This window comes from Ekhidna sp., from assembly GCF_965227465.1.
GTDB lineage: Bacteria > Bacteroidota > Bacteroidia > Cytophagales > Cyclobacteriaceae > Ekhidna.
In genome coordinates this window covers 2897232-2910913 of the sequence record NZ_OZ245746.1, presented here as the reverse complement: position 1 = coordinate 2910913, position 13682 = coordinate 2897232, and the positions used below count along the sequence as shown (strand labels likewise).

The window sequence follows — 13682 nt, the reverse complement described above, 5'->3', positions numbered from 1 at the left end:
ACCAATTGCAGTCAAGAATAAAACATTAACAATCATATGAAAAAGACAATTTTACTTTTTGGAATTTTAACAGCAATTTTTATTTCATCCGCATCGGCTCAGAAAATGAATGCTGGTGTTAGCTTGGGACCAGTTTTCCCAACAGGCGATGCTTCAGATTTCTTAGAAACCGGTTTCAGATTTGACGGGTCAGTAGACTATTACTTTAACGATAAGTTCGACATGGGTGTCGAGGTAGGATATATGACTATGAGCTTTGAAGGAATTGATGAAAGCCAAAACATGGTGCCTTTACAAATTACAGCTGGTTATCATAATGATTTAGGGTCCTCGGTAGATTTATATGGTGAATTGGGAGGAGGAGTATTTTTCATCTCAAATTCAATAAACAACGAATCAGATAGTTATGGTGGGATATCCCCACGACTAGGTGCTGCTTTTGAATTACAAGAAGATTTACTTTTTCTTGACACCAACATAAACTATACATCTATATTCACCGAAGGTGACAACTTAAACCTCATGGGGTTAAATATTGGACTTCTGTATACAATCAGGTAAGCAACCATTTCAAATTGATAAACTTAAAGCCGGAGTAATCCGGCTTTTTTTATGATCTTTCGACAAAATTTGAATAGAACTTTATCACTCCATGGCAGAGAATATTTTCACCCTTTTGATGCTTATCTTATTACAAGCTGTTTTAGGCTTTGATAACTTACTTTACATATCGCTTGAATCTAAAAGAGCACCGGAAGATCAGAGGAAGATGGTCCGAACCTTGGGGATTGGTATTGCCATTGGCTTAAGGATCATTTTATTATATGTATTGGTCAATGTGATTAAATATTTTCAGGATCCATTCCTGGAACTTGATGGCGAGTTTCTATCGGGAGCAATTAGTGTTCATAGCCTGATTGTCCTTTTTGGTGGGATTTTCATTTTGTATACAGCTGTCAAGGAAATTTTCCATCTGGTTTATTTAGAGGAACACGAGGGGGTGAACAAAAGGAGTCAAAGTACAGCCAAAACCATATTTATGATTGTATTAATGAACTTAATTTTCTCATTTGATTCGATCCTAAGTGCCATGGCATTGAGCGATGTGTTTTGGGTTATGGCCACCGCCATTATCATAAGCGGAGGTTTGATGATCTGGTTGTCTGATGGGGTTTCCAAATTTTTGGCTAAGAACAGGCTTTACGAAGTGCTTGGGTTATTTATACTTTTCCTGGTTGGTGTAATGCTTCTTTCGGAAGGTGGACATTTGGCTCACCTAAAGATTTTTGGTAATCACATCACACCGATGAGTAAAACAACTTTTTACTTTATCATCTTCATTCTTGTTGTAATTGATATCGTGCAAGGAAGATATCAGAAAAGGTTGCTGAGCAGGAAGAGGAGAGTAGAGTAACTTTATTTATCCCAGTTAATATCTGCATCCCGAACAACCTGATCGATGTTATTCATCGCATCTTCCATCACCTCTTTGTTAGAAAACAGATAGACCTTCCCATCTTTAGTTCGATAGGCAAAGTTAGGATTACCAGGAGCAGCAAAGCCCTTACCAACAGCAAATGCGCAATGGCCTCCAGAAGCAGGAATATATTGCTCAGGATTAGCAAGAAACGTACTTTGATTCTCTTCAGTGGTAAATCGCCATGTCAGATCTTTCCAATCAGTTTGGATATCCTCATTACCTAAGATTGCCTCGCCATTTGCATATAATTGCACGGGATCATAGCCACCCAGTGCCATACCATCTTCTGAATAAATTTCATCGTGCATATTTAAAGACAGCAGTGAAATTCCGGAGGCTTTACCTGCTATTAATCCAATGGCAAATAGCCCGAGGATTATAATTGCTATTATCTTAATGATTTTCATGATCGCGTAATTATAAACACTCAATTTAACCACATCTATGAAAAATATTCTCTCTCTTGTCTTAAATGTGGGAGCTAAAAAGAAGGATAACAATTTGATACTTGAGCAGTTTGGATTAACAGAAACTTAAGCCAATGGATAAGGAACTATTGAAAAGCGAACTTATAGAAGCTATCAATGTAGCAGATGAAAAGCTACTTCGAATTCTGAATGCGGTGGTAAATGAATATCTAAAGAACAAGGATACGCCGCAACAAGAAGCTGAGGATCTTTATCGGCTGGTTTATACAAGCGCGAGGTTAAAAAATTGCTCGGATAAGGACGTTAAACAAATCCTGCAGGTATCAAGAAGGAATAATTCCAAGATTAACGTCACTGGTATCCTTATCCATACGAAAGATCGATTTCTTCAAGTACTGGAAGGAGATAAAGATGTGGTAATGGGTCTCTACAATAAAATTGAAAAAGATGACCGCCATGGGGGATCCGTTATGCGATTTTGTGAATCTGTAGATCAACGGTATTTCAGCGATTGGGACATGGTTGGAAAACGCATCGATAACAAGATAGCGTTCAATACCTTAATCGATGAAGAGAAAAAGGTGCTATATAGGTCAATGATGGATGGAGATCTCAGCTCTTATAAAGATGAAGGCATGAGAGTTTTGAAGACTTTTCTGTTGGTTTCCTGATTAATCATGCATTTCTCCTATGAGGCAATCCATTTAAACTGAAATTGTTTTTCGGGTATCTGGACTCGCTCTGACAGTCGTTGGAGTCTATTAGGAAGAGCCATCAAGTAATCTCGCGCTTCTTCTGCTTTTGAGTTCAGATCTTTGACATTGTCAATATTCCATTCCTTTAAGAGTGAGTTGAGAATATCAATGTAATCCTGTGTGGTATAAACCATGGTGCGCTGTGCGGCATCAGAAAAATGCTTGAAAAGTTCGCTGATCTTACCTCCAGATTCCCTTAAAAAATGAGCCGGCATCACAATCTTTTTTCGCATCATATCCTCAAAAGCAATCATAGCCTCACTTGGATCAATCTCAAGAATACTTTTGACAAAATTCTTATACGCATTAGCATGACGAGACTCATCAGATGCAATAAGCCCACACATTTTTGCCAATAATGCGTTTCCAGCTTTTTTGGCCAAACTTGCCACTCTTCTGTGTGATATGTTTGTTGCCAGCTCCTGAAAGCTGGTATATATGAAGCTGCGGTAAGGATCCTTCGCTGTTTGAATGTCAAATCCATCATTCAATAAATGGTGAGTCGACACCTCCATCTCTCTCATATTTACCCTACCGGATAAGTAGAGATATTTGCTTAATAAGTCTCCGTGACGATTTTCCTCTGCAGTCCATCCCCTGACCCATCTCGTCCATCCCTTCTGACTATCTTGATCTACACCTTCAACATCCATTAACCAGGATTCATAAGTTGGTAAGGCTTCTTCTGTAATGGTATCTCCAATAAGAACGGCGAAGAGGTCATAGTCCATTTCAGCTGAATGACCCTGAATGTCACGAATTTCTTCAGTAAAATCCGGCGCGCTAGAATCAGGAAGAATATCTGAGGGTTGCCATATCTCCTCAATTGGCTTCAGATATTTGTCCAATAGCTCATCCATCGATTTCTCGAGGGTTTTCATCACTTCCCTGCGTACATTATTCAAGTTCATATGGCTAAGGTATTCCAATAGTTTGGAGACATTAGCTTAATGGAAGTTTATTAATCAGGCAATGCGGATAACCGCAAAGTATTTACGCCTCATTTTCATAATAGATCTTGTAATACTTTCTTCCATCTGAATCCGTGCCCCGCTCAATAAGTTCACGATCTCCATGGATGTAGACGTGGAAATTCTTATCTAGTTTCAATACGCTCTTGAAGATACGGGCTTGCTTTTTTACCGATTGCACAGCGATCTTGAAGTTATCATCCAGGTCCAAATCCATCTCATCCTGATACTCCCGATCAAAATTTCGAAAAGACTTGATCGCTTCCTCTTCTTGCCCAAACACTGAGAGTTCAAATTCTCCTTTGTCAAACTCCTCAGCTTCTTTAAAATATTTAATTGATTTATTCAGTAGGTCAATTTGATCCGTTTTTGAAACCTCAAATTCCTCCGGCATCTGATCCGTAATGTAGGATTTAGTCAGTTCAAGGAAATGATTGGTATTGTTCACGTGATCTTTTTTAAAATCAAGGTTTATAAAATCATTCTTCCAGTACACAGCCTCACTATTATTGTTGTCGTAAGCCAGAATAGTGAATGGGTCTTGATCAAAGAGAATCAGACATGCTTTATCCAGTTTTTTCTCACCGATACCTTCTTTGAAAAGGAGCGTTGGCTCTTTGGTCCAATCAGGAGTTTCAATAAAAGGATCCTTTTTTTCTATTTTAAAAACGCCAAATCCATCGATTGTCTCATTATTGATAAAGATGTCCGTAAAGCGAATGATAAATAGCTCCCCTTCTTTGATGTTTGGGTGTCTGGAGCTTGTGCGCAGGTGGGAGATGATCCCTTCGTAGGTCCCTCCAATTTCTTGGTTTTTGTTGATCTCTTGCGAAAGCTTATAAAGCACATTGAGTTCAAGGTCAACTGAATGTGCAAACTGATACGTATTCGTAACAGCAGCAAAAGGCTTGAGGAAGATATTCTTTAGCATTTCCTCCTCACTCGGCGAAAATTCATTTTGAATGAGGTGATGATCTGTGGCTTCTTCTTCGATTTTTTGAAAAAAAAGCTCTTTTATGCTGGCTCCTTTATAGTCAATCATGGATATGCTATTTGAGCCACGAAATTAATCCAGTCGTGGATACCAATCATTTTTTAGATCAATGAATTGCTAGCATAGATAAGAAGGTCTTTTTTGAATGAATGACTATCTAATTTTAAAAAAAGAAAAAATGTGGTAGGGTAAATCTGCTACTCCCTGTATTAGGATAAAATTGATAATTATGAAATCATTAAAATTAATTGCCTTATTAATTAGCTTCTCATTCTTGATCGCATGCTCGAATGAGGATGAAATTCCAAGTAGAATAGACATCCCAGCGCAGTTTTCTGTGGATATCCCTCAGCCAATTAGCGACAATGGTGGAGGCCTCAACGGCAGAGTGGCCGGAGATGGAGATGGAATTATTGAAGGAAACGAGATTTATGAAAGCTTAAGAGGTTTCATCAAAATTGGTGAAGGCTCTGCTGAGATTGTCCAATTTACCCTTCAAGTTGCTGTAGCACTGGAAACCCAGAATGTAAGAACATTTACCTTCGAAAGTGACGATGATGGTCGTGAAAAAAGAATTGATCTTTCAGAATCAGTGACTCGTGGAGGAGTAGCCTATGATTATGAAATGACCATGATTGATGTGGCTGACAATGAGATGGCATTACAGATTTTATGGAATGCGGATCCTGTTGAGGGTATTGCTATTCTGAAGCCGTATAATATTGATAGAAGAGAAAGTGGTGATGCGATAGATGCATATGTACGAATTGATTACAGTGAGGATGATGCAAACTATGACGCAACAATGACTGTCTCCATTTCAGGACTAGAAACAGTAGAAAATGGAGACATTGATAACATGAAGATGTTCGTAGGTAAGAAAGGTGATATTGTTGATGTCATGGGTAACTCCAACCATCCAAATATTGAGATTATAGATCCAAATTACACTGGTGGCCGTAACTACGCATTTGTGGCCAGAGGTGACGAGTCTACTGATCTTGGAGTAGCTAAACTGGCATTACCTCCATCCTCTACAACTACGGACGATGTTTTGGTTGACTTCTCTGTTTTTGCAGTGCTAGAGGCTGAAATCAATGCAGTTGCAGATTTAGATCAAAGTATCATAGATGCTATTCTAGAAGAAGCTCAATCTCCTGCATACTTTAATAACAATGGATTTATCACATCTGGCGTAGACAATAAGCCAACAAGTTTCGACGCTGATTTTGTAGACTTATCAGGTATGAATCCATTTGTACCAAATAATGTAAAGAACTTAACGATAGATTTTATTCAGTAAGGTTTAGGTTGATAAGTTAAAATCCCGGCTGAGAAGTCGGGATTTTCTATTTTATACCAACGAAATCCCATTCAAGTCTGTGGTCAACATGTCCGTCATGCAATCTAAGAATGGTCGCATGCTTCTAAATGAATCTGAAACGGTCTTATGGAAATTCTTATCCATCACCTCTGCGATTGAAAAGTCTTTTCGTACCATAAACTGCTTATATCTGAGTAAGTCAATTTCCGGATGGTCTTTCTCAAATCCACGCGGTGCAGTTTTTAGTTGTGTGCCCAAAAGCTCTCCAAAATTCTCTTTAAATGCCTTGGATTCCAATACCTCCCGAAGTGGATCGGAATATTGTGCCAATTGATTTCTGATATGCAGTAAGTCTTGTGGATTAGGACCAAAGAAGCCTCCCATTACAAAAGAACCATTGAGGCCAATGTGGTAGTAATAACTACCTCTTCTTTCAGCTCCAGCACGGTATAGACCTCCTCCCCAATGTGTTTTATAAGGAGTTTTGTCTTTTTTGAAACGGATATCTCTGTAAATCCTATTCAGGCTTTTCTTGCCAGATGGGGTTTCTATCACATCATGTCTATTCATTTCTCCGAGCAGCCGATCGGCAAAGTCAATCATCTCCTCATGCGAAGCATGATATTTCGGTTTATTTGAGTGAAACCATTCACGATTGTTGTTTTTACTGAGTTCTTTAAGAAAGTCAAAAGTCTGCTGCATAAAGTTTTGATTGGAGTAGACTAACTATAAGAGCCGGCATCTAGTTCGACTCACTGTTTTTCTACAAAAGACTTAAAGTTTTCCATCCATCGCCTGGCTGGTTTTTTATACATACCAGGAAAAAGAATGGATATTAATCGAGGCATTACCCAATCTATACGTGTATATACAACCTCCGTGGCATACCGAGTTTGTCCATCCCGCAACTTTGTGAATGTACATTTCATCGTATTATCCATGTGCTTGTGATGGTAGAATGCTTCAAACGAATGCGGTAAATCATTTTTGGTGATGGTTTCTGTTAGCACCATTTCATGATTCCCATTTTTGTAATACATTTTTGAGACGGCACCTTCTTTTCCGGCTTCCCCTTCTAAAAGTTCTTTCTTTTCAAAACCTTCCTGATACTCCTTTAGGTAGGCCGGATCAGCAAAGAAGTCAGCTACCTTTTCTTGTGATTGATTGATGTCTATGGATCCACTGAATTTCATACTATTGAAGCTTGATTCTATTAGAAGTTATCAAATTCATAACAATTAATATTTGTATCTCCCTTTACTTAGGCCCGATCAAATCCCAAAGGTTGCCATATAAGTCAGCAAATACGCAAACTTTACCATAAGCTTCTTCCGAAGGTTCTCTGATTATTTTGACCTCATTTTCCAATAGCATCGCATAGTATGCCTCAAAATTGTCCGTGTGCATGAATAGAAATACGCGACCTCCGGTTTGGTAGCCTATTGCCTTTTCTTGTTCTTCATTGGCAGCTTTCCCCAAAAGTAAAGAAGTAGTTGAGCCTGGAGGAGCCACACGAACCCAGCGTTTTGTCTCACTTAAACGAGTATCTTCAAGCAATTTGAAGCTGAGTTTCTCCCTGTAAAATTTAATGGCCTCATCATAGTCTCGAACTACGAGTGTGAGCTGAAAGATTTCGTTCTTCATGATGACTAAAAGTAGTTTAGATTTTGAGCTTGCTTCATTACTGCCTAGAAATAATTTCTTTTATCAAACTTGAAAGCAATGATTCTGAAAGTTCTTCTTCACCCGAAAGCTGCATGTCGGCTTCTTGAAATTGCCCCCATTTTAAATAGGAATCCCACACATGTTCGAGATACCAATCTGGCTCATCACCCCATCGTTGTTCTTTTTTCCTTCTTAGTAGGAAGGTCTCCTTTGATAGCTGGATTTGTATGGTGAGGTCATACCCTGATCGTAAGGCATCATTTGCAAAAGCCAAAATTCCTTCAACAACAATGATGTCGTAATTTCTTCGAGAGTTTTGAACTTCACTTAAGATCTGGTTGAAATCCACAGACTCAGGACGTTCCCAGTCGGTCTTGCCATTGATTTTAGGGATATCACTGGCAGAAAAAACAAAATCGTCCATGTCCAGCAGAAGTACCTGTCTGTCCGAAAGACGATCTTTAATCTTTTGGGCTAAGCTTGATTTACCAGACCTACTTACCCCACCAATTCCTATTATGAAGCTCATGGCCTCCTAAGATAACAATCGGAGCGCTTTCTTTTTAAACAGCACCTTCATAAGCCTCCTTCAACCATCCAATCAATTCGCTATCTACTTCTTCTGCAGTTATTAGTTGGACCCTGTGCGTACACATGGATCCAAACGGGCCAGAGTCGCCTAGTCTTTCAGTAGTCGGTTTACCTTTAAGTTTCAGGCCTAGATCAATACGCGTCTTCGTTGCAGGCTTAATTAAGGCAAACTGCTTCTTTCGGATCACACTGACACTGTCTTTCTTTGGAGTTCGGGTAATATCAGTACCGAATGCTGAAATCTCCTTGATCAGCTTTTCATAGACAGGACGAAGGACCTCTTTTCCTTTGTACTGATTCTCCAGCAGGTCGCCAGCATCATGTGACGCGGCATCTGCTTTTCGTACTTTCATGGCGATGAAGTTGGCATATCCATACGTAAACCCATGTTCTGACTTCAAGAAATCAATGATCGCTTTGTGCTTTTCAATTTTTGATTCTTCTACTACCTTGATCCAATGCTCAAGTGGTTTCCCTGTTTTTTCTAATAAACCTTTTTCCATTTTCTTATCCGTTTTCTTTTTACCAGCTTCCCAGAATGAGTCCCATTACAGTCAGTGATAGCACGCAATATCCCGCATTGATGAAATAGACTTTCATGCTTTGCATCTCAAATAAATATATGATGCCGAGAAAGGTAGCAACCCAGCCAATACCTGCAAAAAATCCCGCCATTGCGCCAAAAAATACGTCTGCTTCAGGGCCTATAAACATCTCTAAAATCAACGAGGCGATGAAAGCCAGTATGAGAGAGTACCCAAATGTTCTTGGTATACTTCGTTTTTTTAAGTCCTCTTCGGTATATCCAAAAGCATTCATCCAGGCCTTACCGAAAAGCGGCCCGTACCAGATACCTCCAATTAAAAAGGTAGAGATCGCGGCTATCGCTACGGATAGCCAATTAATGTTTTGTAGTGCTGTTGTTAAATCCATGTCATTTAGTTTTTTGACAAGGTTAGCAACAGGCTTTTACGCTCCATAGTAAAAAATTAACCTCTGCGATCCAGTGGGAAAAAATTTGGATCCTTTTCCTGATTGAAATTCTGATCGATAAACTCCTCAGGATTAAAGCCGGAGAAAAGTTTGAACTCCTTGATGAAATAGGACTGATCAGTAAAGCCACATTGATAGGCTATCTGTGCCCAGGAGATCATTTCTTTTTTGTGGACTTTTTGCAGGATTTCGTTGAAGCGGAGGATGCGTTGTGCCGACTTAGGTGTAAGTCCCACATACTTTTTAAACTGATCGATCAGGTGCTTTTGCGTATTGGGATAATTTTCAACAATCAACGGATAATTAGCTGCTGGAGCCTTTTGTAGCGCTTCGTAAAATTCAATGAGTGCCGGAGGAGGTATTTTATCTGAATCAAACCTATCAAGTAGCCAGGATTCAATTTTTTGAAACTTACCTGTGGAGGTTTCCTTGGTGAGGAGTTCTCCCCTCAGTCCAATGATTTCACCTCCCAAAAGCTCCTGTGCGAGGATCACTTTACCGGCAATTTTTTCTAAATCTGTATGAAGAAATGGGTAGGCACCAAAAGGTTTGAATTGGATAACCAACATTTCAGACATTTCATGGGCGGAGATGGAAATGTAGTTTTTGTGGGTTCCGGATATCCACGCATTCTGATAGGTGCCATTAGGCTTCAGTGTTTCATTATCAAAGGTGTGACGTGTAAAACCATCCAATTCGAATATCATGAAAACATGTCCTGTAGGAACTACCCGCTCGATGGAATGATCCGGCATAAAATCTTTTAGATGAAAAACCGCTTCTATATAGGGAACGAGTGTGGTCGGTAGTTGATGTGTTTCAAAGATCATGGAGGTGAATATCTGAAATTTCTATGATAGTGCTCCTCCTCAATAAATAAATAATTTAATCTACCACAATAGGAGCGGCCAACAGCTTTTCAGGAATTCCAAATGCCTCAACTAAAGGAACAACGTCTTTTCTTAGATCCCAACAAAGTTGGTTGACGAGTTTTCGTATAGCTCCTAATAACTGATTTTTGTCAAATAGCTTTCATAAAAAAAGTATCCTGCCAAAGCAGGATACTTTCAACCAAATACAATCCATTTTAATTAATCAAAATGAGTAATATTTTACCTCAGAGAAACCATTGCTGGTCAAAGTCAATTTATAGTTACCGGGCAAAAATTTAAATCGCTTACCAATTAGGCCAACGGCCCCTTTTATTTTGTCATCAAAAAGCAATTCCCCTTCAGATGAATGAATACTCACATGTAAATCATTAGTTTCATTAGAAAGTAATTGTACCATCATCAATTCTTTCTCTAATTTAACTTTTGGGAAGTAGGTCTTGGAAAGCAGACTCATATCCACCTTTACTTCTTCATTGCTAATATTCAGTGGAACTGATTGCTGTTTTGCTTGATCTCTAAGCGTGAGAGTGTAATTACCTACTTCAACTTTATTGAGATCTATTTTAATTTTCATTTCTTTCTTAGCCTTAAAATTTTGTTCATGAATAATATCCCCTTCTTCATTAGCTAAGTATAACCTCACCTTTCCACTAATGTCAGATAGATGGAGATCGATGAGTTTTTCACCAACTACGTGAACGAAGAGCGAATGCTCCACACCGGATGCTAAACCTGCGTTGATCGTTGATACCATCAAGATCATCGCGATAACTAAGTTTCTTAGCTTTTTCATTGTCTTACTACTTTATAAATTTCTAATAATGCAAACCTAGAGGCGGTAGCATGTACATATCACCTGAATATTTTCTAATATCTATGGTATATTATCTATTATTAGATGAAATTCATTAAAATGTGAAATTCATTGCGGAATTTTACAGTAAAATTGATTTTTACTGGTATAAAATTCAATAGAATAGTGCATAAGGTATCAAACAAAAAATACAAAAGTCCTCCTTTAGAGAAAGTGGTATTTCCACATGAAGGGTCAATCCTTGTACGACATTTTTCAGAGAAAAATAGAAATACACGTCCCTATTGGCATTATCATCCTGAGCTGGAATTGGTATTCGTAAATAAGGGGCGGGGGAAGCGTCATATTGGGAGTCATTTATCCTATTTCAATGAAGGTGAATTGGTATTGATCGGATCAAACCTTCCTCATCAGGGGTTTACAGACCGCCTGTCTGGACATGAGAGTGAAACTGTGATTCAAATGCGTCCCGATTTCCTAGGTAAAGAGTTTCTTCGGATACCTGAAATGAAAAATATTAGCACTTTATTTGAGCGAGCGAAGAAAGGGTTATCGTTTTACGGAAAGAGTAAGGAAGATATTGGTGAGAAGATTGTTGCTTTATCCGATAAAGATAAATTTGATCAGGTCTTAAGTTTATTAGATATCCTCAGGGACCTTTCCATTTCTCATGAGTATAGTATTCTAAACGCAAATGGTTTCTCGATGGTGGCCGCTCCACAGGATAATGACCGGTTGAATGCAGTGCTGAATTATGTCCGTAGTAATTTCCAACAGTCAATCTCGATAAATGAGATATCCGAGGCAGTAAGTATGACAGAAACTTCTTTTTGTCGCTATTTCAAGAAGATCACATCAAAAACATTTACCCAATTTTTAAATGAGTACCGCCTGGTGCATGCTTCCAAATTGTTGGCAGAGAAAGAGGTCAGTATTACTGAGGTTTGCTTTGAATGTGGCTTTAGCAATTATTCTCATTTTGTAGATCAGTTCAAATCGTTTACGGGTAAAAGCCCATCAAATTATCGTAAGTCTATTCAGCAGGTGTTTTGAGTGGGACTAGTTGGATTCTCTACTTTCCCATAATTCTACAAAATGATAGATTTCACCTAGTACAAAAGCCATATTATGCTTTACATCCAGATCGTCAAATCGGAGGAAGGATAACTCCATCGCTTCTAGAATTTTGTTGCCTTGCCTTATCCTGAAGGCGAGCTTCTTCATGGTAGTGACTGCTGCCATCCACTTCAATGACCAGATTCAATTTTTTGCAATAGAAGTCAACGATGTAATTATTAAGTGGTTTCTGCCGATTGAATTTGTGTCCATTTATAGAGCCTGCCCTGAGTTCTTGCCAAAGCAAGACTTCTCCGAGTGTGCTGTTATTTCGTAGATTCCTCGAAAACTGTTTTAGGTTCTTGTTGTACGGCAGGTAATACATAGGTTAAAAATAGAAACGTTGCGTTGAATCCCCCGACTGTGGTTCGTCGAATCCCCCAACTTGATTCTTCGAATCAAGCCACCCCCTTTAAGAAAGTGGGAATTCTTCCTTATTTTATTCAAATCAAAAATGGATGTATTCCCCCTTGAAAAAGGAGGATAGGGGGATTAGTACGTACACAAAATGCATAAGCGAATGTTTGTGCTAGTAGTTAAAATTAAACGTTTTGATTTAAGGAATGGAATAAGTTAAAAATATGCTTTGGCTCCTCTAAATAATTCATCATAGGTAACTTCTTCAAATTAATATCAATTGTTGTTTTCTGGATATTTTGGAAATGCTCAAGGTTTTCAACAAAAGGACCAGGTAAGACAACACCAAAGTGCTCCCTGATCCCACTTTTTTTGTCCAAAAGATTATAAACAACTAATACCCCAAACCAATTCTTGTTAGAATCAGAGACTAAATGAATACCCTCTTTGTCCGAAATCCTAGGATCCTTGAAGACAAGAGTATTATTCTTAACTTCTTTTTTAGAATGTATTTGTTTAATTATAAATTGACCACTAGGTGTAAAGATGTAGGGGTAGCCAAGTATCTCAAATAATTTAAGATAGGCAATTCTTACATGAGCCAGAATTATTCTATCTGGATTACCTCCGCTTATATTGACATTAAATTTGAGGCCATCCCAAGAATTTTGTAATTCTGATAATTTTGATTCAAGGAATGGATTATTTCTATGTTGAAAATTCCAAGTTGTCTTCTGTTTATCGAACTTCAAATCCACTTTGAATTTAGCAAACCCTAAGTCGAGGATAGAGTCGATTGGTATGCCAGAACCGTCTGTCAACCTTTTGATGTTAAGGTTTCTTGTTAGATGTATATCAAGGTCTGATCCTGATGTATTATTACACTTTTTGCATGTTAAAATAGTTGCTTTTCCTCCCATAGATTTTGGAGGAACATGTTCGAGTGATAGATGATTAGGAAAATTTAAATCAAGACTATTTTCATCATGAATTCCTTTGCACGTTGGGCATATGTAGAAGAATTCTTTTTCAATATTAATTTTTCCTCCTTGAATCTTGCCTACTTGAATATCAAATATGTTTGAACATGCAAGAAAATTTTCTGAATAGGTGTTAAATATTTCTAGTCTTTTTTTATCATAATTCATATGTGAAGATAACTACACTTCATACCAACCTAGGACGCAGTTGCAGCTACCCCTTTTGTATCCGGTCAATTCATATTGACATTTGCTAAGAACAACAACTGCCCAAATATTCTTTCATTTCCCGACCCTTTGCACCAAACGATATCCTACTCT

19 protein-coding genes are annotated in these 13682 nt (G+C 38.3%); 5 read left to right on the top strand and 14 right to left on the bottom strand.

Features of this window, described 5'->3' with window-relative positions; genetic code table 11:
* The first annotated feature begins 36 nt into the window (after positions 1-36).
* Together ACO05G_RS12775 and ACO05G_RS12770 are read left to right on the top strand one after the other, a co-directional pair.
* Positions 37-561: an outer membrane beta-barrel protein gene (locus ACO05G_RS12775; RefSeq protein ID WP_421763133.1), complete on the top strand. Its 525-nt coding sequence runs from the start codon at positions 37-39 to the stop codon at positions 559-561.
* Between the two features lie 91 nt (positions 562-652).
* The gene (locus ACO05G_RS12770; protein WP_421763132.1) at positions 653-1414 is read left to right on the top strand and encodes a TerC family protein; all 762 of its coding nucleotides are present in this window, start codon (positions 653-655) and stop codon (positions 1412-1414) included.
* Positions 1415-1416: 2 nt separating this feature from the next.
* Here the strand turns inward: ACO05G_RS12770 and ACO05G_RS12765 are convergent, their stop codons facing one another.
* A complete protein-coding gene (locus tag ACO05G_RS12765; RefSeq protein WP_421763131.1) occupies positions 1417-1887 on the bottom strand; it encodes a YHS domain-containing (seleno)protein in 471 nt (156 codons plus the stop codon).
* A gap of 134 nt (positions 1888-2021) precedes the next feature.
* Between ACO05G_RS12765 and ACO05G_RS12760 the strand changes: the two genes are divergently transcribed.
* Positions 2022-2579: a BLUF domain-containing protein gene (locus tag ACO05G_RS12760; RefSeq protein ID WP_421763130.1), complete on the top strand. Its 558-nt coding sequence runs from the start codon at positions 2022-2024 to the stop codon at positions 2577-2579.
* 17 nt (positions 2580-2596) lie between these two features.
* On the opposite strand, the gene ACO05G_RS12755 is transcribed toward ACO05G_RS12760, so the two are convergent.
* Positions 2597-3574 (bottom strand): acyl-ACP desaturase, encoded by a 978-nt coding sequence (locus ACO05G_RS12755; protein WP_421763129.1) that lies wholly within the window; start codon positions 3572-3574, stop codon positions 2597-2599.
* Between the two features lie 82 nt (positions 3575-3656).
* Positions 3657-4676 carry a nucleoid-associated protein gene (locus ACO05G_RS12750; RefSeq protein ID WP_421763128.1) on the bottom strand — a complete coding sequence of 340 codons (1020 nt, stop codon included), beginning with the start codon at positions 4674-4676 and terminating at the stop codon, positions 3657-3659.
* A 181-nt stretch (positions 4677-4857) separates the two neighbouring features.
* Here ACO05G_RS12750 and ACO05G_RS12745 point away from each other — a divergent pair, with 181 nt between their 5' ends.
* Positions 4858-5931 (top strand): hypothetical protein, encoded by a 1074-nt coding sequence (locus tag ACO05G_RS12745; RefSeq protein WP_421763127.1) that lies wholly within the window; start codon positions 4858-4860, stop codon positions 5929-5931.
* 51 nt (positions 5932-5982) lie between these two features.
* On the opposite strand, the gene ACO05G_RS12740 is transcribed toward ACO05G_RS12745, so the two are convergent.
* The 9 genes from ACO05G_RS12740 to ACO05G_RS12700 all read right to left on the bottom strand — a co-directional run bounded on the left by ACO05G_RS12740 (position 5983) and on the right by ACO05G_RS12700 (position 10887).
* On the bottom strand, positions 5983-6654 hold the full coding sequence (locus tag ACO05G_RS12740; RefSeq protein ID WP_421763126.1) for a DUF2461 domain-containing protein: 672 nt from the start codon (positions 6652-6654) through the stop codon (positions 5983-5985).
* A 50-nt stretch (positions 6655-6704) separates the two neighbouring features.
* On the bottom strand, positions 6705-7145 hold the full coding sequence (locus ACO05G_RS12735; RefSeq protein WP_421763125.1) for an SRPBCC family protein: 441 nt from the start codon (positions 7143-7145) through the stop codon (positions 6705-6707).
* Between the two features lie 64 nt (positions 7146-7209).
* Entirely contained in the window at positions 7210-7596 is a 387-nt protein-coding gene (locus tag ACO05G_RS12730) for a VOC family protein (protein ID WP_421763124.1), read from the bottom strand.
* Positions 7597-7633: 37 nt separating this feature from the next.
* Positions 7634-8146 carry a uridine kinase family protein gene (locus tag ACO05G_RS12725; RefSeq protein WP_421763123.1) on the bottom strand — a complete coding sequence of 171 codons (513 nt, stop codon included), beginning with the start codon at positions 8144-8146 and terminating at the stop codon, positions 7634-7636.
* 34 nt (positions 8147-8180) lie between these two features.
* Positions 8181-8711, bottom strand: a complete 531-nt coding sequence (locus ACO05G_RS12720) for a DUF5655 domain-containing protein (protein ID WP_421763122.1) — start codon at positions 8709-8711, stop codon at positions 8181-8183.
* 19 nt (positions 8712-8730) lie between these two features.
* Complete coding sequence (locus ACO05G_RS12715; RefSeq protein ID WP_421763121.1) at positions 8731-9141, bottom strand: DUF1761 domain-containing protein; 411 nt, start codon at positions 9139-9141, stop codon at positions 8731-8733.
* Positions 9142-9197: 56 nt separating this feature from the next.
* Positions 9198-10031: a DUF6597 domain-containing transcriptional factor gene (locus tag ACO05G_RS12710; RefSeq protein WP_421763120.1), complete on the bottom strand. Its 834-nt coding sequence runs from the start codon at positions 10029-10031 to the stop codon at positions 9198-9200.
* Positions 10032-10086: 55 nt separating this feature from the next.
* Entirely contained in the window at positions 10087-10200 is a 114-nt protein-coding gene (locus ACO05G_RS12705) for an acyl-CoA dehydrogenase (protein WP_421765718.1), read from the bottom strand.
* Between the two features lie 96 nt (positions 10201-10296).
* Positions 10297-10887 carry a hypothetical protein gene (locus ACO05G_RS12700; protein ID WP_421763119.1) on the bottom strand — a complete coding sequence of 197 codons (591 nt, stop codon included), beginning with the start codon at positions 10885-10887 and terminating at the stop codon, positions 10297-10299.
* 186 nt (positions 10888-11073) lie between these two features.
* Between ACO05G_RS12700 and ACO05G_RS12695 the strand changes: the two genes are divergently transcribed.
* Positions 11074-11961 (top strand): AraC family transcriptional regulator, encoded by an 888-nt coding sequence (locus tag ACO05G_RS12695; RefSeq protein ID WP_421763118.1) that lies wholly within the window; start codon positions 11074-11076, stop codon positions 11959-11961.
* A gap of 94 nt (positions 11962-12055) precedes the next feature.
* Here the strand turns inward: ACO05G_RS12695 and ACO05G_RS12690 are convergent, their stop codons facing one another.
* The gene (locus ACO05G_RS12690; RefSeq protein WP_421763117.1) at positions 12056-12349 is read right to left on the bottom strand and encodes an endonuclease domain-containing protein; all 294 of its coding nucleotides are present in this window, start codon (positions 12347-12349) and stop codon (positions 12056-12058) included.
* 217 nt (positions 12350-12566) lie between these two features.
* Positions 12567-13529, bottom strand: a complete 963-nt coding sequence (locus ACO05G_RS12685; RefSeq protein ID WP_421763116.1) for an HNH endonuclease — start codon at positions 13527-13529, stop codon at positions 12567-12569.
* Between the last annotated feature and the right edge of the window lie 153 nt (positions 13530-13682).